A 21,241-nucleotide genomic window follows, 5' to 3' on the forward strand; every position below is an offset into this window, starting at 1 on the left:
ACGGAATTTTGGAATAAGTTTTATAAAGTCTTTTTTAAAAGGACTTTAGTAATAATTATTTAAAAACCAGAAAAATTCTGTCATCCTTACATAGTTGTTTATTGCTAAATAGGTAAATAAAATGCAGAGCACCGCAGTCAGGAAAGACAGTATTTTCGGGGATTTTCTGTAAGCATAAAATAACCATCCCAACAGGATCGGATATATAAAAACGAAGTGCCCGCCGTAAATGTAAGAAGTATGGATCCCGAATTTCATAATACAGTGAATGACCACATCCAGCAGAAATGAAATCATGATTACCTGAACCAGTCTGTTGTTGAAGTTTTTATAATAGCTCCACAAAATAAGTCCAAGCAGAACGGCAATAAAAATATAAGGAATCCATGATGAATAGACATCCATAATAATCCCTTTGTATTCAAAACCTTTCATATTGTGCTTATCACGGATGACAAAGTTCGAGAACAGGATATTTCCGCCGAAAAAATAAGAAGAAATCATATCCCATAGCGGAGTGGATTTAACATTTGAAAATTTTTCATACTGTTCGCTTGTTTTGCTGAAGATATTCTGATATTTGAAATCAATACGGTTTAAATACAGCAGTACAAAGCAAATACAGGTAAATATTACCCTGAAAACGGCATTTCCGAATTTTTTCCTGTTTTTAAACAATCCTTTTTCAAACAGGACCGGAATAAAAACTTTGATAATATTCGTTACCGTTAATCCTCCGATGGTGATCCCTGAAAAGACCAGTGCCAAAGCGGGAATTTTTTCTTCTTTTTTCAATTTTACGGCTGAATAATGATTAAATAAAGTCAGTAAAAACAGGGTATAGGTAAAATTTTCCGGAGTGAATGAAAGCAGGATCAAGGTTGAAAACGATCCGAAAAACAGGATCAGTAAAATACTGATTATAAGAGGCAGCTGAATGATATTTTTCAGATATTTGAAAACCTGAAGGATGCTGAGGCTTACTGCAATATTACTGAACCACGCCAGGGCAAACCTGAAATTCCCATCCATTTTTCCATCTGAAAACAGCAGGGCCAGTTCACGGATCCAGTTGAAAAAGTAATAGGAGAGCGGATGTCTCTCAAAGCTTCCGCCGCTCATCACGATGGATTTATTGTCAAAACTGAAATAGGCATCCCAGGGAATGCGGCTGTCAAAAATAATCTTGTGATGGATGGCGATGTAAGAACCCAGGTATCCGTAGACAACCAGAAAAAAAAGGAATACGACCAGTTCAATGCCCGTTGAAGGAAACAAGAGTTTAAAAAAATCTGTAAATTTTATTCTGAGCTTTGACACTTTAGATAAGTTTTTGCAAAAATAAAATAAAAACTCACCAGTTTTGATGAGTTTGACAATTGATTTTAATTCATTTAAGTTAAGAACTGCAGGAAAGTGTTGAACATCCTGAGGTATCATCATATTTTGAAGGTCTTTTTACTGAAAATTCAGGATAAATTTCTTCATAAGGATTTTCCAGGGCTTTGGTTAATCTGTAAAGCATGCCCGTTTTTCCTTCGTTGATTTCTTCGATACACTGGTATAAAAGATAATTTCTCAGAATAAACTTGGGGTTTGTTTTTTTCATTATATCTGAAGACTGTTCCTTGGAAATAATATTTCTTTCTAATCTTGATTGATAGGATGCCATGAAATTTTCGAGTTTTAAGATTTTCTCATCATCCAGAAAAGTATAGGAAACATTTTCGAACTGATTTTTCATATCTTTTTGAATGTCAAATTTCTCCAGCTGATTAAAAAACAGGGTGTAGTCAAGCTGAAGTTCCTGCATCAGTTCCTGCCAGCCGGTGAAAAACTTTTCATCATGGGTCAGCAGCTGATCAAATCCGAATTTCCGGCAGAGCATCCGGTCATGGGTTTCCCAGAAATAGCTTCCGAAATCATTCAGGATGTCTTCCAGAAACTTTTCGTCTTTAATTAACGGATGAAGGGCATTGGCGAGCTGCCACAGGTTCCACTGCGCAATCTGGCCCTGTTTTCCGAAAGCATATCTTCTGCCGGGAAGGTCCGTTGTATTAGGCGTGAAATTTAAACTGTACTCATCCATCATTGAATAAGGTCCATAATCAATCGTTAAGCCCAGAATTGACATGTTATCGGTATTCATTACCCCATGAACGAACCCGACCCGGTACCATTCCACCATAAGATCTGCCGTTTTTCTGCCTACATTTTCAAAAAAATCTTTATATTTCTGTTCTCCTTCCGAAGTAATTTCTTTAAAATAATTTTTAATGGTATAGTCTGCCAAGTCCTGTAAAGTTTTGTATTCTTTTTGGGCAGACATCAGTTCAAAATGTCCGAAACGGAGAAAGCTTTCCGCTGTCCGGATAACCACTGCGCCCTTTTCATATTGCGGATTTCCGTTGTACATCATATCCCTTACAACGTCTTCTCCCGTAAAAGTAAGGCTCAAGGCCCGTGTTGTCGGAATACCCAGGTGGAACATTGCTTCACTCATCAGGTATTCGCGGACCGATGACCTCAACACAGCTCTTCCGTCAGCATGCCTGGAATACGGGGTTGCTCCGGCACCTTTCCACTGGATCTCATTTTTCTGTCCGGCATTACTGGTTATTTCTCCTGCAAGGATAGCGCGACCGTCGCCCAGCTGTCCTGCCCAGTTGCCGAACTGATGTCCTGCATAGGCGGTAGAATAGGTTTTAATATTTTCGGGAAGATTATTTCCGACCAGAAAATCAAGGTCTTTTTCTTCAAATTTTCCCAAACCGATTTCTTCTGAAAGTTTTTCGTTGAAAGCAATAAGCTTCGGATGATCAAAGCCCGCCGGTGGTGTGGCAGAGAATAAGACTTTCGGCGTGTTCCTCTGCATCTGATTGCCTGAGAAATCGCCGGGAAATATTTTTATAAAGGGTTGTTGTATGTTTTCAATATTCATATTTCAAAGATATTAATTATAAAAGAAAAGACCTTTCAAATCACTGAAAGGTCTTGTGTATATCTAAAAGAGAATTTATTTATTATTAAAATCTATATCTTCCCCTGTATTCAGGTTTTCATTGACATTCTCTTCTTTTTTACCTGAATTTTTAGGTCCCGAAGGTTCTGCAGGTCTGGGATTTTTAATCTCATCAATTGTCTGTAAACCGCCGTCATCTCCATAGCCTCCGCTCAAGCCTTTTAGGTTGGAGCATCCGTCTTTCCATTCCGAAGGTTTGACAAACTTATCATCAGGAGAGACTCCTAAAGTTTTGTCTGCCCATACTTTCTTCATGAAAATAGCCCAGATCGGCAATGCCATTTTAGCACCCTGACCTTCACCGGTTCCTAAGAAGTGGGTTGCCCTGTCTTCCCATCCGACCCATGCGCCGGTAGCCAGTTTGGGAACGATACCCATAAACCAACCGTCAGAATTGTTCTGCGTGGTTCCTGTTTTACCGGCAATTTCTATATCTTTTGAGATTCCTTTTCTTCCCAATTCTCCTGAAGCGGTACCGTATTGTGCAACCCCTTTCATCAGTTCGATCATGGTGTATGCATACAGTGGGTTCATTACTTCTTTCGGCTCTACATTCACTTCTTTGATTACCCTTCCGTTGGCATCTTCAATTCTCCAGATCATTTCCGGTTTGTTGTAGTTTCCGTAATTCGCAAAGGTACTGTAAGCACCTACCATTTCATAAATGGTAATGTCGGATGAACCCAAAGCCATCGGTAAACTGGTAGAAATGTCCTCCGTTACTCCAAGATCCCTTGCGGTCTGAATAACGCTCTGTGTTCCCGTCATCTCAGCGAGACGCAGGGCAACAGGGTTCTGAGAGTGTGCCAAAGCATCTTTCAGCGTAAGCATGCCGCCTCTTCCCGGAACATGGTATGTTCCTTTGTTGAAGCTTGCATTGGAAACTACGGAGCAAGGGGTCATGCCCAGTTTCATAATTGCCGTTGCATATACAAAAGGCTTAAATGTGGAGCCTACCTGTCTTTTTCCCTGTTTAATATGATCGTATTGAAAATGTTCCCAGTCGATACCGCCAACCCAGGCTTTAATTTCACCTGTTCCCGGAGTCATTGACATCAATCCGGCCTGAGCCACTTTTTTGTGCCATCTGATCGAATCCCATGGTGACATCTCCACTTCTTCTTCACCCGCCCATGTGAAACGGGAGGTCTTCACCGGTTTTTTGAATTCCATCATAATGGAATCTTCAGAAACGCCTGCTGCCTGCAATTGTTTATAACGGCCGGTTCTTTTCATGGCCTGCACCATCAAACTGTTGATCTGCTTGTCATTCAGGTAATAAAAAGGCCAGTTTTTTCTACCTCTCTGTTCAGCATCAAATCTTTTCTGGATATCCATTAAATGCTCTTTAATAGCATCTTCAGCATATTTCTGCATTTTGGAATCGAGCGTTACGAAAATTTTAAGACCGTCTTTATAGAGATTTAGCTTTTTGCCGTTTTCTTTTTCGTAATCTTTAAGATAATTGTCGATTTCCTTTTTAAGATAGAACTTGTAATAAGCTGAATAATCGTCGTTGATATTTTTAATCGGATGATAGTCCAAAGTGATAGGGGTAGCAACTGCTTTTTCAAAGGTTGCCTGGTCAACATAACCTGTTTTCAGCATCTGGTCCAGTACGACATCCCTTCTGGCTTTTGCCCGTTCAGGGTTTCTCATCGGATTGTTTTTTACCGGGTTTTCCAGCATGGCAACAAACATAGCGGCTTCCGGTAAGGTAAGCTGGGATGTTTTTTTATTGAAATAAATCCGGGAAGCCATTTCAATTCCGTTGGCATTGTATAAGAAGTCAAACTTATTGAAATATAAAGTTACGATCTCTTCTTTGGTATATCTTTTTTCAAGACTTACTGCAACAACCCATTCTTTTAATTTCTGGAAAGCCCTTCCGATTTTATTCCGAGAGGCACCATTGGTGAAAAGAAGTTTTGCTAACTGTTGGGTAATGGTGGAGCCGCCACCTCTTCCGCCGCCATAAGCAACGGCCCTAGCCACCGACTGTAAATCAATCCCCGAATGTTCCTTGAAACGTTCATCCTCTTTGGCTTGAAGAGCATAGATCAGAAAAGGAGGAAGGTCTTTATAAATAATAGGCTGTGTTTTTTCCTTTTCAAATTTGCCTAATAAGACCCCATCTGAAGAGATGATTTCAGAGGCAACATAGATATCCGGGTTTTCAAGCTCTTTTACATCGGGCATTTCTCCAAGAAAGCCCTGGGAAACGGCAAAGAAAAGTCCTGAAATTCCTAAAACGATAGCAATTAACCCTACCCAGATAATGCTGACCCACTTTTTCCAGGCGGTATTTTTCTTTTTGGGAGGAAGAGGGAAGGTTTTCCCTTTTCTTCCTGTATTAGATCTGTTTTCTTCCATTGATGATTACGGTTTATCCGTTTCTATTTTTACTCCAATGTCTTCAATTCCCGGTAAAATATCATTTCTCATAGCCTGGATCAGGCCTATTTCATATGTTCCTTTTGCCGGAAATCTGTAGTTCAGTTTATACTGAAACAATGTTTCTTTTGTATCACCGAATCCTGTTCCCAGCCAGTCTCCGTTTGGTTTAGCCAGTATATAGTTTAACGTGTCCGTTTCCTTTTTCTTGTTCTGAAGATTGGTGAAATTAACAATTAACCTGATATTGCTGTAAGGATACTCATTGTTGTTCCTTACAACAAATATAATATTTTTAGGATGTTCAGGATCTGAAATTTCAAGATTAAATTTTTGTTCGCTTTTCTTATTCCATTTGTTATCAACGGGATTCATGATAACTTCTCCTTCTGAAGAAGACTGGCAGCTCAAGAAAAGGATAAATGAGAATAATCCTAAAATTTTACGCATTGTTATCTTTTTTTGGAGGAAACTTCTTTTTAAATTTTTTCTTGTTCGGATTAGGCTTCTTCTCAGCATCACCACCGGTTACTGCTTCAGTTTTCTCTATCTGAGGCTTGGGCTGCTGTTGCTGTTGCTTCTGTGCCCTTGGCTGTCCGGCCGCATTGGCATTTGGATTAGGCTGTCTCTCCTGTCTTTGAGGCCTTTCAGATTTTTCATTTCTGTCAGAACGCTCAGGACGGTCTTGTCTCTCAGGTCTGGCCTGATTCCTTTTTTGTCCCTGATTCGGATTATTCTGATTGTTGTTTGGCCTGTTCTGGCTTCTGTTCTTGTTATTATTCCCTCTGTTTTTCTTTTCAAACCGGTCAACACTGTTTTCCTGAATCAGGTCAATGCTTACCAATGGCGCATCCGGCTGTTTCAGTTCTTCAAGAGGAGGTGTCTTTTCGCCACGCTTGTTTTTGGCGATTAATTTTTTAATCACATCAATATCAAAGTCGTACCATGCCATAGAACTATCTACATAAGCAAACCACATTTTCTTTTTGAAAACGTCGATTTTAATACAGAATGCTCTTCCTTTTTCAGTATCCAAAGTGGTTGAAGAAGATGGAAAGTGGCTTAGCGCATCAAGATAGCTGTCCAGTTCGTAATTAAGGCAGCACTTAAGCTTACCGCATTGTCCGGCCAACTTTTGAGGATTGATACTCAACTGCTGGTATCTTGCCACATTGGTATTGACAGATCTGAAATCTGTCAGCCAGGTTGAACAGCAAAGCTCTCTTCCACACGATCCGATTCCGCCTACTTTTGCTGCTTCCTGCCTGAAACCGATCTGCTTCATGTCGATTTTCGTTCTGAAAGCACCTGCGTATTCTTTAATCAGCTGCCTGAAATCCACACGGTTTTCTGCGGTATAATAAAATGTAACTTTTGAAGCGTCTCCCTGGTACTCTACATCGGTAATCTTCATTTCAAGACCGATTCTATGGGCGATTTTTCGCGCTTCTATTTTTATATTCTCTTCTTTTTTTCGCGCTTCCTGCCATACCTCAAGATCTTTCTGGTTGGCCTGTCTGTATATTTTAAGGGCTAGTTCTTCAGAAGCTCTTTTCTTCTTCATCTGAATTTTCACCAATTCTCCGGTGAGACTTACCACACCTACATCATGTCCGGGACTTGATTCTACTGTAACGACACTACCTATGTGTAACGGGATATTATTTATATTTTTATAAAAGGATTTTCTGTCATTTTTAAATCTAACCTCTACAAAATCGCATCTGTTCGGTGCAGGATTGTTGATGTTGGAAAGCCAGTCAAAAACACTTAATTTATAACTATTACCACAGGTATTTACGTTTTCACAGCCATTCGCGGTTTTCTTGGGTCCGCAAGAATGTGCAGAATCGCCGGATGTTTTACATCCACAACTCATATATTATATATTTAATCTTGCAAATTTATGATTTTTATCTTTATAAGGTCTAAAATAATCAAATATTCAGAAACATCGGTGTTTGGGATTAAACAAAAATAAAAATTTACGGAAGTAGGTTTGTTAGAGTCTTGATAATTAGATGAATTAACTCGTGATTTATTATAATGCTATTTTAAACATAATTTTCTTTTTCCATATCGTTTAAAATTTTATGATTTATTAACAGGCATAGCCAAAATAATTTTATATTTGACTTATATAATAATAGTCTATGAAAAAAATATTAGTATCAACTGCATTACTGGCGGGGGTTCTATCTTATGCGGGAGGCTTCAGGGTTTCTTTGCAGGGGGTAAAGCAATTGGCAATGGCGCATACCAGTGCGCATGCTGAAGATGCGAGTGTGGCATTCTTCAATCCTGCAGGAATGTCATTCATTCCTTCGAAGCTAAGTATCGTTGCCGGAGGATTCGGAGCAAGCAATAAGGTTACTTTTCAGAATCTGAATACCCTGCAGAGCACAGAAACCAATAATCCGACGGGAACGCCTATTTACGCAGCTATTGCTTATAGACCGATCGATAAATTGTCAATCGGGTTCAGTTTTTCCACTCCTTTCGGAAGTACGATTGAGTGGCCGGATCAGTGGGAAGGAAAAGAAATGGTTCAGAGACTTGAGCTGAAAAGTTATTATTTCCAGCCTATGGTTTCTTATAAGTTCAATGACTGGCTGGCTTTTGGAGCAAGCTATATCTATGCAAAAGGAAAAGTGGACTGGGATAAGGCCGTGACGCAGTTCGGAGGCCAGGTTAATATCAATGATGAAAAAGCAAGCGGCCATGGTTACGGCTTCGGGTTTTATTTCAGACCGGACCCTAAACTTGACGTGAGTATTGCCTACCGTTCGCCGGTTGATATGAAGGCCAAAAACGGAACGGCTACCTTTAAGTTTCCGTCGGCTTCTGCTTATACTTTATTAGGTTTGGATGCAAGCGGCAAAGACGGCTTTACGGCAACATTGCCTTTGGTGGAAGAATATACGGTTGGTTTAACCTATAAGATCACTCCGAAATGGTTGGTTTCTGCTGATTTCAATTATCATGGTTGGGAACGGTACAGCAAACTGACACTGGATTTCGCTACGGCACCGGTTGGAAACCAGGCAGATCCTACAGTTTCTGTTTCTCCTAAAAACTTCAGGAATTCCAAAACATTCAGATTAGGAACCCAATATGCATTCACTGATATGATCTACGGACGTCTGGGAGCTTATTATGATGAGTCTCCTTATTCTGATGACCATTTTATTCCTGAAACTCCATCGTTCAATACCTATGTTGTAACGGGCGGGGTTGGCTTTAAGCTGAAGCAGTTCGGAGTTGACGTGGCAGGAGGATATGCAATGCCTCAGGCGAGAGATGTAAACAATTCAACACTTGGATTTTATGGACAGGCTAAAGCTAAGGCGTTCTATTTAGGTTTAGGTTTATCTTACAACCCTTTTTAATTGAAGACTATGAAAAAAATTATAATTTCTACATTCGCGATTTCTGCAATGCTTTTTACAACAAGCTGCGAAAATGATTTTGATACCGATGTAAATGATGTGGTGGTCACTAAGGGTGAAGCCGATTTCTCTAAATATGTTGCACTGGGTAATTCTTTGACATCCGGATACCGGGACGGAGCTCTTTACAGTTCCGGGCAGAATGAATCTTATCCCTCAATGATTGCCGCTCAGATGAAACTTGCCGGAGGAGGAGCATTTAAACAGCCACTGATGCCGAATAATGTTGGCGGATTTATAGGGTTGCCAGGTTTTCCGGGTAAACTGGAGCTTAAGATGGTGAATGGGGCATTAAGTCCTGTACCTAACAGTCCGGCGGCTGTATTGGATAATGTGACTTCAGGAGGGACTTACCAGAATATGGGAGTTCCGGGTGCGAAAGTATTTCACTTGTTAGCTCCGGGTTACGGCAATGCTGCGAATATTCCTTTAGGCCTTGCGAATCCTTATTTTGCAAGATTTGCTTCGTCTGCTACTGCATCTGTTGTTAGTGATGCATTGGCACAGAATCCTACCTTTATCTCTTTATGGATCGGGAATAATGATGTATTGGGATATGCAACTTCAGGCGGAGACGGTTCTAACCCGATTACCCCGGTTGACGGAGCTGTCGGTGTTGGTTTTACCAATTCATATACCGCATTAGTAGGGTTGTTATTTCCTGCAGGAACAACAAGAAAAGGAATCATAGCCAATATACCTAACGTAACAAGTGTGCCTTATTTTACAAGAGTTCCGGCTATGCCGCTTACCAATCTTACTGCTGCACAGGTTACACAGCTAAACGGAGGGTATGCTGCATATAATGCAGGGCTAGCACAAGCTAAAAGCTTAGGGGCAATCAATGATGCAGAATACCAGAAAAGACTGATAAAGTTTACAGCAGGAGCTGTAGCAAACGGAGCGGTAATTGCTGATAAAGACCTGTCAACTGTTCCGGGGCTTCCGAAATACCGGCAGACCACTGCAAAAGATTTCATTTTATTACCGGCAAGCCAGGTTCTTAATCCGACAGCCGGGGGAGGTACATCTGTTCCTTTGGAAGATAAGCTTGTGCTGACGGAATCTGAAGCGGCAAAAGTAACAACTGCTACGGTTGCCTATAATACAACCATAAAAAATGTAGCGGCTGCCAAAAATCTTGCATTTGTAGATATGAATGCAAAGATGGAAGAGCTCAATTCCAAATCGGGAATCGTTTGGGACGGAGTGAAATATACTGCGACTTTTGTTAGCGGCGGTGCATTTTCACTGGACGGTATTCACCTTACAGGCAGAGGGTATGCCATCATAGCCAATGAGTTTATCAAAACAATTAATGATAAATACAAATCCACGTTACCCCAGGTAAATCCTAATACATATTCCGGAGTTACCTTCCCGTAATTATTGATAAAATAAAAACTTAGAAACCACAAGAGTAATTCTTGTGGTTTTTTTTTAAATTTGCAAAATCTTTTAAAAAGTAAAAATGGCCGATCAGTTAAGTTATCTATTTAGTACAAGGACGAGTAAGGACTTGGCAGAGAAAATTGCCCAGCATTACGGGCAGCAATTAGGGAAGATCAACTTTCAGGAGTTCAGTGACGGGGAATTTGAACCTGTTCTGGATGAATCTGTAAGAGGAGGAAGAGTGTTCCTGATTGGATCTACATTTCCCCCGGCAGACAATCTTTTAGAACTTCTTCTGATGATTGATGCTGCAAAAAGAGCTTCTGCAAAAAGCATTACCGTCGTACTTCCTTATTTCGGGCTTGCAAGACAGGACAGAAAAGACCAGCCAAGAGCACCTATCGGAGCAAAACTGGTTGCAAATCTTTTGACTGCTGCAGGGGCAACAAGGGTAATGACGATGGATCTGCACGCAGATCAGATCCAGGGATTCTTTGAAATTCCGGTAGATCACTTATATGCTTCCACGATTTTCGTGGATTATATCAGAGATCTAAAACTGGAAGACCTTACCATTGCTTCTCCGGATATGGGAGGGGCAAAAAGAGCGAAAAACTATGCAGGACACTTAGGAGCAGACGTGGTAATTGCTTATAAGGAAAGAAAAAAGGCCAATGTGGTAGAAGAAATGTTCCTTATCGGAGATGTAGAGGGTAAAAATGTAATCCTTATTGATGATATGATCGATACCGCAGGCACCCTTTGCAAGGCCGCCGATATCTTAATGGAAAAAGGAGCTAAATCCGTAAGGGCAATGGCCACTCATGGAGTTCTTTCAGGGAAGGCTTACGAAAATATTGAGAACTCAAAATTATTGGAAGTAATTGTAACTGACTCGATTCCTTTGAAAAATAATTTGACAACTAAAATAAAAGTGCTATCTTGCGCCCCATTATTTGCAGACGTTATGAAGATGGTTCATGAGCATCAGTCAATTAGCAGTAAATTCATTATCTAATTGATATTCATTGTTTTGCAGGTTCAAATTGAAACAAATTTTTAAATTTTTATAAATGAAATCTATTACAATTCAAGGTACAAAAAGAGAAAGCGTGGGCAAAAAGTCGACAAAAGCTTTACGTGATGCTGAATTAGTTCCTTGTGTTGTTTACGGAGGTGGCGAGCCATTGAACTTCTCTGCAGAAGAGAGAGCATTCAAAGGTTTGGTATATACTCCTGAAGCACACACGGTATCTATTGAGGTTGATGGTCAGACAATTCCGGCCGTTCTTCAGGATATTCAGTTCCACCCGATCACTGATAAAATTCTTCACGCAGACTTCTATCAATTATCTGCTGATAAGCCGGTTGTTATGGAAGTTCCTGTAAGAATGACAGGTCGTTCCAAAGGTGTTGTAGCTGGTGGTGCTTTACGTCAATCTTTCAGAAAATTAAAGGTAAAAGCTATTCCTGCTAACTTACCTGACGAAATCGTTGTAGATGTTACCCAATTAAGAATCGGTAACAAATTATACATCGGTGGTATTAAAACTGAAGGATATTCTTTCGTGCACCCGGACAATGCAGTAGTAGTTGCTGTTAAGATGTCTAGAAATGCAATGAAAGGCGGTGCTGTAGTTGAGGATGATGATGAAGAAGAAGGAACAACAGAAGAAGGAGCTGCTCCGGCAGCAGAAGAAACTACTTCAGCAGAATAAGAATCACTTATTTAAACGATATAAAACCTGTCAGTTCTGGCAGGTTTTTGTTTTTAGATTACATCTATAATCATATTTAGCCACCTTCCTTTCAGAAAAAAAGCCGTAAATTTGAAGGGTTCTAAATAAGAACGTATCAATTTAAAATTTTAATAAATGTTTGACATTCAGGAAATAAGAAGTCAGTTTTCTATATTAGACAGGCAGGTAAACGGGAAACCTTTGGTTTATCTGGATAATGCAGCAACATCCCAGAAACCGGATTCCGTTTTAGAAGTCTGGAATCAATATTATACGGAAATTAATGCCAACGTACACAGGGGAATTCACACCCTGAGCCAGCTGGCAACAGAAGAAATGGAGCTTTCCAGAAGGAAAATCCAGAAATTTATCAATGCTGAGCACGATTTTGAAATCATTTTTACCAAGGGCACAACGGAAGGATTGAATCTAATCTCCTATATTTTAACACAGAAGCTTAAAAAGGATGATGAGATTATTATATCTTACCTGGAACACCATTCCAATATCGTCCCTTGGCAGTTACTTTGTGAAAGAACGGGTGCGCGATTAAAAGTTATTCCTATGGATCAAAACGGAATTCTTAACCTCGATCAGTTTGACGAACTTTTAAGCGAAAAAACAAAAGTAGTTTCTTTAAATCAGGTTTCCAATGCATTGGGCGTGATTAATCCTATTGAAGAAATTATCTCAAGAACCAGGAAAAATACAGATGCCTATATTGTAATCGACGGCGCCCAGTCAGTTCCGCACTTTACCGTTGATGTACAAAAAATGGATTGTGATTTCTTTGTTTTCTCAGGGCACAAGATGTATGCACCGATGGGAACGGGGATTTTATACGGAAAACAAAAGCTTCTGGAAGAACTGCCGCCGTTTCACGGAGGAGGGGAAATGATTGCCAGCTGTTCATTTACCGAAACCACTTATGCCGCATTGCCTTTTAAATATGAGGCAGGGACACCGAATGTCGGTGGAAATATTGCTCTGGGAGCAGCGGTGGACTTTATCCGGAATATCGGACAGGAAAACATCCGGAGCCATGAAAATGCGTTGCTGGAATATGCCCAGAAACAGCTTTTGGAACTTGAAGGAATCAGAATTTATGGGGAAAAGGCTAACAGGACCGGCGTGGTTTCCTTTAATCTTGAGGGGATTGGGATTGCTTCTGATGTCGGGATGATTCTCGATAAGTTAGGAATTGCTGTAAGAACCGGACACCACTGTACACAGCCGATTATGGATTTCTTTAATATTGCCGGTACCGTAAGGGCAAGCTTCGCGGTGTATAATACATTTAATGAGATTGATTTGCTGGTAGAAGGCGTGAAAAAAGCACAGCGGATGCTGAGTTAAAATATCAATGATTTTCATTTAGCATAGAGGCTCCGATTGGAGCCTTTTTTATTTTTATATAAAGCATTGGTTTCCAGTATTGAGGTATTGCGTTTTTCCGGAATAAATATTAAATTTAGGGTACCAATAAATCAAAAACCTATGAAAAAACATTTATTTTTACTAGTATTCGCTGCCGGATTAAGTCAGGCACAGGTATTTTCTGAAAATTTTAACACCGGAACAATGCCTTCCGGATGGACAGCCGATAATGCGGACACCTCAGAAAACTGGGGAGTGGGAACGGAAAATAGTTTTGCAACGTTTCCGGACGGTGCAGCGTATTTTGACGATGATAATGCAGGTGAAGATGGTATTAATTCCAATGCAACCTTGACTTCGCCTATCATTAACCTTACAGGAGCTGTAAATCCCAGGCTGTCATTTAAATATGCCAACATGATTTATAATGACGATTCTATCCTAAAGGTTGAGGTCTTTAACGGAGCTTCCTGGATACAGTTATTTACTTTTTCCGGTGAGGCGGGAGACTGGGGACTGGATCCTGATACTTTTGTATTTTATGTTGATGCTTATGCAGAGGCAACAAATATTGACTTAACCCCTTATATAAATGCTGATTTCCGGCTCAGGTTCGTTTATGATGATGCCGGAGATTATTCTTATGGTGTGGTGGTGGATGATGTTCTGATTTCTTCAGACCTTTTATCAACATCAGATGTTTCGTTTCAGGATGCAGTTGAAATCTATCCCAATCCTGTAAAAGACAATTTTTACATCAAACCGGATTTGAAACCCGGATCGGTCATTTCAGTAGTTGATATGTCGGGGAAAGCAGTAAAAACTTTCAGGCAAAAATCAGATGCCTATGACCTGTCAGATCTTCCAAAAGGAACTTATATGCTCATGATTAATAGCGATACGTTAACGGTCAGGAAAAAAATTATAAAACAATAAAACCTAAAGCTTCTGAATTTCAGGAGCTTTTTTAATGCATATATAAAATTTCAAAAAAATGCTGTACAGCTGTAACTTTTTCTCTATTTCTTTGTCTTAGTAATAGAAACAATAATTATGAAGCTTTTGTTCGGAAATAAAAAGGATGATTTGTTGAGCCGCCTGAAAAAGCAGGATCCGGCTGCACAGAAAATCTTTTATGATCAGAATGTAAAGAAATTCCTGAGTATAAGCAGAAGTTATATCAGTGACCTGTATCAGGCTGAAGACTGCCTTATCAAAGCATTCTGTAAAATTTTCAAAAATATAGAAAGCTTCCGTGAAGAAGGCAGCTTTGACGGCTGGACCAGAAGGGTAGTAGTCAATGAATGCCTGAACTTTATTAAAAGTCATAAAACGGTTTTTTACCTCGATGAGGTGAGTCCGTCTTATCTGGAAGAAATCCATGAGGAAGAAGTAAGTTTTGATTTTAACGCACAGCAGCTGCTGGACCAGCTGCCGGATAATTACAGAATGGTTTTTAATTTATATGTTCTGGAAGAGTACTCGCATCAGGAAATTGCTGATGCATTACAGATTTCAACAGCAGTAAGCAAAACCCAGTTATTCAGGGCAAAAGAAAAAATGAGAAAAATTTATTTTCAACAACAAGAAGCCGTAAAAAATGAGCACTACCAAAAATAATATGGAATACCAGATCAAAAAACAGATCAATGAAAGGGAAATAACACCTTCAAGAGATTTATGGTCTGAAATTGAATTGCAGTCAAAAGGAAATTCTCCAAAAACAAAAATCAACTGGTTTTTAGTTGCTGCCTGTGTGGTTTTAATATTCAGTTTGGGCACTATTCTGGTTTTTAATAAAAAAGAAAATACGATTGTAAAACCGGAAATTGTTGCTGAAACTAACGGTTCAAAAATTCAGGAAAGTATAAAAAGATCCGATACAGAATCTCCGGATTTGCTCAGACAAGATCAAAAAGAATCTGTAACAACAGAAAGCAGTTCTCCTGAAAAAAAAGAGATTGCTGGAAATCCCCGGATCATTATTCAGGAGAAAGAAGAATTGCCTTTAATTAAAGAAAATCCTTCTGAAGCATTACCGGATATTTCACAAGTTCCGGCAGAAAAAAGTATCGCCCAGGCAGATTCCGCAAAAGGCTCGGTAAAAAGGAAAAGATATGTGGATCCTTCCACACTGCTTTTTTCAGTGGAACATAAAGACGTTATCGAAAAAACAAAACAAAGCAATGTTGCTGCCATTGATCTGAACGGGAAATAATACATTTTTTAACAATTAAAACTTATAATATGATCAAGAAATTTATCCTGATGGGATTGGTATGCCTGTTATCCGGCACTGTTTACTCGCAAAAGAATTTTAATAAAGTGAATCTTCAGCCAAAAGAAGACACGCAAGTGAGCCCGATAGTAAAAGAAAAAGTGGATGAATACGCCAAAAAAATTGATGCCATTATCCAGGAAGAAAGAAAGCTGATGGAAGCAGAATTGCTTATTCTTCAGGCAAAAAACCTTGATAAAAGCGAATTTGATAAGCAGAAGTCAATTGTTGCAGACCGGTTTTCAGAAAAAATAGACCGGAGAATCGAAGAGTTGGGATTTGATCTCGACGCAGTGATTCAAAAGCAGGTAAGATATTCACTTCTTAATTCTGATGTCACCTCTAATGAAGAACTGAAAGAAAAACTGCTTAAAAAGTTCAGGCCGACGAAGAACCTTGAAGGATATATTTCCTATGGAATTATGAATCTTCCAAACAGCAAAGCCGATAACAAGCTTGATAAAAATTTAGGATATGCAGGGAATTTTGAATTTGGTTTGAAATTTAATTATCAGTTTGGACGAACAAGTCCGTGGGGGTTAATTTCAGGAATCGGTTTTTCCTGGAGAACTTTGAACCTGGACAATAATATGTATTTTGCAAAAGATGCAAACGCTGATGTTTATCTGGCAGATTTTGAGAAGAATTTAAGTAAGAGTAAATTGAGAACCGGTTATATTGTGGTCCCTCTAGGTTTGCAATACAATTTTTCTAAGATCAAAAATGCCGGAATGGATATTCAGTACAGGGATTACAGCAAAGGGTTCAAAGTTGGCGCAAATGTTTACGGAGGTGTAAAAATGGCGACCAATAATATCATAAAAGGAGAAGGAATCAGTGATAGGGGAAGAGAAAACTATCAGGTGAATCCTTTTATTTACGGAGGTCAGTTTACCGTTTCGTATAATGATTTCAGTATATTCGTGAAAAAAGATTTGAACAATTTCTTTAAAGATTATCATTTTGAAAATGATAAAGCCCTGGTTTTTGGTGTGGCCCTTTGGTGGTAGAATGGCGTTTAGCTAATATTAAAAGTCTTTTTTTAATTTATTCATAATTTCTTCTCAGATTATTATCATGATGATTTTTATCTGCATTTAAATTTAAAAAATTTAAAAGATCAGTAGGAATAGAATTGAAAATTAAGCTTTAAAGTTTTATAAAGCTTCAATGAAAAATTTAAAGAGGCTCTGATAAAAATGCTTAGTATTCATATTTATACAAAAAACGCCGAGAAATTCCCGGCGTTTTTCATTCAATATTTAACAGTTAAAATCTAATTTTCTTATTTTAAACTTCCCACCATATCTTCAGGTTTTACCCATTCATCGAATTGTTCAGCCGTTACAAATCCAAGATTGATGGCTTCTTCTTTCAGGGTTGTTCCGTTTTTGTGAGCTGTTTTTGCAATTTTTGCGGCATTTTCGTAACCGATATGCGTGTTTAAAGCCGTTACCAGCATTAAAGATTTGTCAACCAGTTCTTTGATTCTTTCATGGTTGGGCTCAATGCCTACTGCACAGTGATCGTTAAATGAAATACAGGCATCCGCAATCAGCTGGGCAGACTGCAGGAAATTGTAAGCCATTACGGGTTTGAAAACATTCAGTTCATAATTTCCCTGGGTTCCTGCAAATGAGATCGTTGTGTCATTTCCTAACACCTGGGCGCACACCATGGTCATGGCTTCGTTTTGTGTAGGGTTTACTTTTCCGGGCATGATGGAGGAGCCCGGCTCATTTTCTGGGATATTAATTTCGCCGATTCCCGAACGTGGCCCTGAAGCCAGCAACCTGATGTCCTGAGCAATTTTATATAAAGAAACAGCGATTTGCTTCAGGGCACCGTGAGACTCTACGATCGCGTCGTGAGCAGCCAGCGCTTCAAATTTATTTTCTGCCGTTAAAAAAGGAAGATCTGTGAACTTGGCGATATATTCAGCTACTTTCACATCATAACCCTGCGGCGTATTCAATCCGGTTCCAACTGCCGTTCCCCCTAAGGCAAGCTCGGAAAGGTGAGGCAATGTATTTTTTAAAGCTTTGATCCCGTAATTTAACTGGGCAACATACCCTGAAAACTCCTGGCCTAAAGTCAGCGGAGTAGCATCCATTAAATGGGTTCTTCCGATTTTAACGATATTTTTAAAGGCTTCCGTTTTTTCTGCCAGAGTATCCCTCAGTTTTTCAACGGCCGGGATAGTAACCTCAACCACTTTTTTATAGGCCGCAATATGCATCGCTGTCGGATAGGTGTCATTGGAAGACTGGGATTTGTTCACATCATCATTGGGATGAATCTCAGATTTATCGCCTAAAGTACCGCCGTTGTTGACGTGGGCTCTGTTTGAAACCACTTCATTCACATTCATATTGGATTGCGTTCCGGAACCAGTTTGCCAGATCACCAGAGGAAACTGGTCATTTAATTTTCCTTCTAGGATTTCGTCACAGACTGTAGCAATCATATCCCTTTTTTCAGCCGGAAGAACTCCCAGATCAGTGTTGGTAAAGGCTGCCGCTTTCTTTAAATAGGCAAAAGCTTCAATGATTTCCTGTGGCATGGAACCTTCCGGCCCGATTTTGAAATTGTTTCTCGAACGTTCTGTCTGTGCGCCCCAAAATTTATCTGCAGGAACCTGCACTTCCCCCATGGTATCTTTCTCTATTCTGTAATTCATTATAATTTAAATTTTAAATCTCTTATTAATTGTCAGCCGGAAAAGCGACTAAAGCCAGTCTGAATTCTGATTAAGATTATTATGATTTGCCGAATCAAATACACTTAACAAATTTTGACTTAAGATTTTTATTTCTTTGCTGCTAAAAATAGTTTTATAAAAATACTCATAAACTTACAACCTCACAATTTATAATCATTATAAATATCTATCAAATGACTGATTTTGCTCATGCATTTTTCACGAAGTTTTATTTTTGCACCCAAAGAAAATCAAATGGAATTTAGATACCAGGATCCGTACCCGATTCAGAAAGATGATACGGTGTACCGGAAATTAACTTCAGACTATGTGAAGGTTGAGCAGTTAGGAGAAAGAGAAATTTTAACCATTGACCCGAAAGGCCTTGAACTGCTGGCGGAAGAAGCCATGGCCGATGTTTCTTTCATGCTCCGTTCTACCCACTTGGCCAGCCTGAAAAGGATTATTGATGATCCTGAGGCTACGGATAATGACCGGTTTGTTGCTTACAACCTGTTACAGAATGCGGCGGTAGCGGCGGAAGGAGCCTTGCCGTCCTGCCAGGATACCGGGACCGCAATTGTGATGGGAAAGAAAGGTGAAAATGTATATACTGGAGTTGATGACGGCGAATATTTAAGCAGAGGGATTTACAATACTTATCAGAAAAGGAATTTAAGGTATTCCCAGGTGGTGCCTTTAACCATGTTTGATGAAAAGAATTCAGGGTCAAACCTTCCGGCGCAGATTGATATTTATGCTAAAAAAGGAGATTACTATGAGTTTTTATTCCTGACAAAAGGCGGAGGTTCTGCCAATAAAACATTCCTGTACCAAAAAACGAAATCTTTACTGAACGAAAAGTCTCTTGAAGCTTTCGTAAAAGAAAGGATCTCAGACCTGGGAACAGCGGCCTGTCCGCCTTATCATCTGGCTTTGGTGATCGGCGGGACTTCTGCAGAAGCCAACCTGGCTGCCGTAAAAAAAGCATCGGCAAAATATTATGATCATCTTCCGACAGAAGGAAATGAGGCCGGACAGGCATTCAGGGACCTGGAATGGGAAGCGAGAATCCAGAAAATCTGCGAAGAAAGTTCAATAGGTGCACAGTTTGGCGGTAAATACCTTACGCATGATGTACGGGTGATCAGGCTTCCGCGGCATGCCGCTTCCTGCCCGGTAGGAATGGGAGTCTCTTGTTCAGCAGACCGGAATATCAAAGCAAAAATTACCAGAGAAGGAATCTTCCTTGAACAGCTGGAACAGAACCCGAAAAGGTTTTTACCCAGTACGCCGCCGCACCTGGAAGAGGCTGTCGAAATTAATCTGAACCAGCCGATGTCTGAAATTTTGGCAGAGCTTTCAAAATATCCGATCAAAACAAGGCTAAAGCTGAATGGAACACTGATTGTGGCAAGAGATATTGCCCACGCAAAAATCAAAGAACTTTTAGACAGCGGACAACCGATGCCGGAGTATTTCAAAAACCATCCGATTTATTATGCCGGACCGGCAAAAACACCGGATGGAATGGCTTCGGGGAGTTTCGGACCTACAACGGCCGGAAGGATGGATGTTTATGTTAATGAATTCCAGAGTCACGGAGGAAGCATGGTAATGCTGGCAAAAGGGAACAGGACAGCAGACGTTACCAATGCCTGCAATACATACGGAGGATTCTATTTAGGATCAATCGGCGGACCGGCAGCAATTTTGGCTAAAGACAATATCGTTTCGGTTGAGGTCGTGGATTTTCCTGAACTGGGGATGGAAGCGGTAAGAAAAATAGAGGTAAAAGACTTTCCGGCATTTATTATTACCGATGATAAAGGAAATGATTTCTTTGCAGATCTAGCACACTAAAAACATTATAAAATATTTACTACTTTGTATTGCATGGTACTTTTTTAAGGTGTACTTTTGCAGTACAAATTAGTAATTATGAAAGATTTTCTATTAGCCTTATTCCTGAGTGTTTGTGTTTTTAGCCCATCCTATGCGCAGCTCAATCAAAAAATAGACAGTCTTATACAGACTGAGTTCAATGATCAAAACGGTCCGGGCGGAGTTTTCCTTATTTCGAAAAAGGGCAAAACCGTTTATGAAAAGGCGTTCGGAAAAGCCAATCTGGAACTGGATGTCAATATGACTTCGGATAATATTTTTCAGATCGGTTCCATGACCAAACAGTTCACGGCAATAGCCGTTCTGATCCTGGAATCACAGGGCAGGCTGAAGGTCAGCGATCCTGTTTCCAAATACATTCCGGATTATCCTTCCGGCCACTCCATTACCATTCACCAGCTGCTTACGCATACTTCCGGAATAAAGGATTTTACGAAGATGAAATCACTTTCGGAAATCGCCCAGAAAGAGATGTCACCCAAAGCAATGGTAGATTTCTTTAAAAATGAAACTGTAGATTTTAAGCCGGGAGAGAAATTCGACTATAATAATTCGGGATATGTGCTGCTGGGATACATCATCGAACTGGTTTCAGGCGCTAAATATGAAGATTTTATCCGTGAAAATATTTTCCGTAAAGCCGGGATGGACCATTCTTATTATGCCAGCGACAGGAAAGTTATTAAGAACAGCAGAGCATACGGCTACCATCAGAAGAGTGACGGTTATGTCAATAAAACGATCATCAGTTTCAGTATTCCGTTTGCTTCTGGATCTCTGATGTCTACCGTAGAAGATATGGTGAAATGGCAGAATGCCATCAATAAAAATCTTATTCTTGATGCAGAACACACTGAAAAAGCTTTTACCCGATACAAACTTAACAGCGGAACAGAATTTACCTATGGGTATGGCTGGCATCTGAAAGATACCAACGGAGTTCCCGACCAGGGAGCATGGCGGAAGTATTTTCGGGTTTAAATC

At 39.8% G+C, this 21,241-nt stretch carries 17 protein-coding genes; 11 read left to right on the plus strand and 6 right to left on the minus strand.

Going from position 1 to position 21,241, the window contains the following annotated elements:
* Positions 1–45: 45 nt before the first annotated feature.
* From H561_RS0110170 to H561_RS0110190, 5 genes are all read right to left on the minus strand, one after another.
* A complete protein-coding gene (locus H561_RS0110170) occupies positions 46–1,320 on the minus strand; it encodes a DUF6080 domain-containing protein (protein ID WP_185095976.1) in 1,275 nt (424 codons plus the stop codon).
* Between the two features lie 79 nt (positions 1,321–1,399).
* Entirely contained in the window at positions 1,400–2,941 is a 1,542-nt protein-coding gene (locus H561_RS0110175) for a protein adenylyltransferase SelO (RefSeq protein ID WP_027386896.1), read from the minus strand.
* A gap of 75 nt (positions 2,942–3,016) precedes the next feature.
* A complete protein-coding gene (locus H561_RS0110180; protein WP_027386897.1) occupies positions 3,017–5,395 on the minus strand; it encodes a transglycosylase domain-containing protein in 2,379 nt (792 codons plus the stop codon).
* 6 nt (positions 5,396–5,401) lie between these two features.
* Positions 5,402–5,866, minus strand: coding sequence for a gliding motility lipoprotein GldH (locus H561_RS0110185; protein WP_027386898.1), 465 nt, complete (start codon positions 5,864–5,866; stop codon positions 5,402–5,404).
* A complete protein-coding gene (locus tag H561_RS0110190; protein ID WP_027386899.1) occupies positions 5,859–7,295 on the minus strand; it encodes a PSP1 domain-containing protein in 1,437 nt (478 codons plus the stop codon). The genes H561_RS0110185 and H561_RS0110190 overlap by 8 nt, the downstream gene beginning before the upstream one ends.
* A gap of 274 nt (positions 7,296–7,569) precedes the next feature.
* On the opposite strand from H561_RS0110190, the gene H561_RS0110195 reads away from it, so the two are divergent.
* The 9 genes from H561_RS0110195 to H561_RS0110235 all read left to right on the plus strand — a co-directional run bounded on the left by H561_RS0110195 (position 7,570) and on the right by H561_RS0110235 (position 16,661).
* Positions 7,570–8,805: an OmpP1/FadL family transporter gene (locus H561_RS0110195; protein ID WP_027386900.1), complete on the plus strand. Its 1,236-nt coding sequence runs from the start codon at positions 7,570–7,572 to the stop codon at positions 8,803–8,805.
* Positions 8,806–8,814: 9 nt separating this feature from the next.
* Positions 8,815–10,251: an SGNH/GDSL hydrolase family protein gene (locus H561_RS0110200; RefSeq protein WP_027386901.1), complete on the plus strand. Its 1,437-nt coding sequence runs from the start codon at positions 8,815–8,817 to the stop codon at positions 10,249–10,251.
* Positions 10,252–10,336: 85 nt separating this feature from the next.
* The gene (locus tag H561_RS0110205) at positions 10,337–11,275 is read left to right on the plus strand and encodes a ribose-phosphate pyrophosphokinase (protein ID WP_027386902.1); all 939 of its coding nucleotides are present in this window, start codon (positions 10,337–10,339) and stop codon (positions 11,273–11,275) included.
* A 55-nt stretch (positions 11,276–11,330) separates the two neighbouring features.
* The gene (locus H561_RS0110210; protein WP_027386903.1) at positions 11,331–11,975 is read left to right on the plus strand and encodes a 50S ribosomal protein L25/general stress protein Ctc; all 645 of its coding nucleotides are present in this window, start codon (positions 11,331–11,333) and stop codon (positions 11,973–11,975) included.
* Between the two features lie 156 nt (positions 11,976–12,131).
* Entirely contained in the window at positions 12,132–13,352 is a 1,221-nt protein-coding gene (locus H561_RS0110215; RefSeq protein ID WP_027386904.1) for an aminotransferase class V-fold PLP-dependent enzyme, read from the plus strand.
* A 141-nt stretch (positions 13,353–13,493) separates the two neighbouring features.
* Positions 13,494–14,309 (plus strand): T9SS-dependent choice-of-anchor J family protein, encoded by an 816-nt coding sequence (locus H561_RS0110220; RefSeq protein ID WP_155845779.1) that lies wholly within the window; start codon positions 13,494–13,496, stop codon positions 14,307–14,309.
* 117 nt (positions 14,310–14,426) lie between these two features.
* Entirely contained in the window at positions 14,427–14,993 is a 567-nt protein-coding gene (locus H561_RS0110225) for an RNA polymerase sigma factor (RefSeq protein WP_027386906.1), read from the plus strand.
* Positions 14,974–15,591 carry a hypothetical protein gene (locus H561_RS0110230; protein ID WP_027386907.1) on the plus strand — a complete coding sequence of 206 codons (618 nt, stop codon included), beginning with the start codon at positions 14,974–14,976 and terminating at the stop codon, positions 15,589–15,591. The genes H561_RS0110225 and H561_RS0110230 overlap by 20 nt, the downstream gene beginning before the upstream one ends.
* Before the next feature lie 29 nt (positions 15,592–15,620).
* The gene (locus tag H561_RS0110235; protein WP_027386908.1) at positions 15,621–16,661 is read left to right on the plus strand and encodes an outer membrane beta-barrel protein; all 1,041 of its coding nucleotides are present in this window, start codon (positions 15,621–15,623) and stop codon (positions 16,659–16,661) included.
* A 275-nt stretch (positions 16,662–16,936) separates the two neighbouring features.
* On the opposite strand, the gene fumC is transcribed toward H561_RS0110235, so the two are convergent.
* Positions 16,937–18,331: a class II fumarate hydratase gene (fumC, locus tag H561_RS0110240; protein WP_027386909.1), complete on the minus strand. Its 1,395-nt coding sequence runs from the start codon at positions 18,329–18,331 to the stop codon at positions 16,937–16,939.
* 276 nt (positions 18,332–18,607) lie between these two features.
* Here fumC and H561_RS0110245 point away from each other — a divergent pair, with 276 nt between their 5' ends.
* Together H561_RS0110245 and H561_RS22355 are read left to right on the plus strand one after the other, a co-directional pair.
* Positions 18,608–20,215 (plus strand): fumarate hydratase, encoded by a 1,608-nt coding sequence (locus H561_RS0110245; protein ID WP_027386910.1) that lies wholly within the window; start codon positions 18,608–18,610, stop codon positions 20,213–20,215.
* Positions 20,216–20,293: 78 nt separating this feature from the next.
* Positions 20,294–21,238: a serine hydrolase domain-containing protein gene (locus tag H561_RS22355; RefSeq protein WP_228372253.1), complete on the plus strand. Its 945-nt coding sequence runs from the start codon at positions 20,294–20,296 to the stop codon at positions 21,236–21,238.
* Positions 21,239–21,241 lie beyond the last annotated feature (3 nt).

The organism is Chryseobacterium gregarium DSM 19109, assembly GCF_000430845.1.
Classification (GTDB): Bacteria; Bacteroidota; Bacteroidia; order Flavobacteriales; family Weeksellaceae; genus Chryseobacterium; species Chryseobacterium gregarium.

Excerpts from the sequence above, each read along its gene's own strand:
- H561_RS0110220 (WP_155845779.1), top strand. The coding sequence starts at position 13,494 with ATGAAAAAACATTTATTTTTACTAGTATTCGCTGCCGGATTAAGTCAG.
- H561_RS0110215 (WP_027386904.1), top strand. The coding sequence starts at position 12,132 with ATGTTTGACATTCAGGAAATAAGAAGTCAGTTTTCTATATTAGACAGG.
- H561_RS0110230 (WP_027386907.1), top strand. The coding sequence starts at position 14,974 with ATGAGCACTACCAAAAATAATATGGAATACCAGATCAAAAAACAGATC.
- H561_RS0110235 (WP_027386908.1), top strand. The coding sequence starts at position 15,621 with ATGATCAAGAAATTTATCCTGATGGGATTGGTATGCCTGTTATCCGGC.
- H561_RS0110245 (WP_027386910.1), top strand. The coding sequence starts at position 18,608 with ATGGAATTTAGATACCAGGATCCGTACCCGATTCAGAAAGATGATACG.
- H561_RS0110175 (WP_027386896.1), bottom strand. The coding sequence starts at position 2,941 with ATGAATATTGAAAACATACAACAACCCTTTATAAAAATATTTCCCGGC.
- H561_RS0110200 (WP_027386901.1), top strand. The coding sequence starts at position 8,815 with ATGAAAAAAATTATAATTTCTACATTCGCGATTTCTGCAATGCTTTTT.
- H561_RS0110185 (WP_027386898.1), bottom strand. The coding sequence starts at position 5,866 with ATGCGTAAAATTTTAGGATTATTCTCATTTATCCTTTTCTTGAGCTGC.
- H561_RS0110225 (WP_027386906.1), top strand. The coding sequence starts at position 14,427 with ATGAAGCTTTTGTTCGGAAATAAAAAGGATGATTTGTTGAGCCGCCTG.
- H561_RS0110195 (WP_027386900.1), top strand. The coding sequence starts at position 7,570 with ATGAAAAAAATATTAGTATCAACTGCATTACTGGCGGGGGTTCTATCT.
- H561_RS0110210 (WP_027386903.1), top strand. The coding sequence starts at position 11,331 with ATGAAATCTATTACAATTCAAGGTACAAAAAGAGAAAGCGTGGGCAAA.
- H561_RS0110205 (WP_027386902.1), top strand. The coding sequence starts at position 10,337 with ATGGCCGATCAGTTAAGTTATCTATTTAGTACAAGGACGAGTAAGGAC.
- H561_RS0110180 (WP_027386897.1), bottom strand. The coding sequence starts at position 5,395 with ATGGAAGAAAACAGATCTAATACAGGAAGAAAAGGGAAAACCTTCCCT.
- H561_RS22355 (WP_228372253.1), top strand. The coding sequence starts at position 20,294 with ATGAAAGATTTTCTATTAGCCTTATTCCTGAGTGTTTGTGTTTTTAGC.
- fumC (WP_027386909.1), bottom strand. The coding sequence starts at position 18,331 with ATGAATTACAGAATAGAGAAAGATACCATGGGGGAAGTGCAGGTTCCT.
- H561_RS0110190 (WP_027386899.1), bottom strand. The coding sequence starts at position 7,295 with ATGAGTTGTGGATGTAAAACATCCGGCGATTCTGCACATTCTTGCGGA.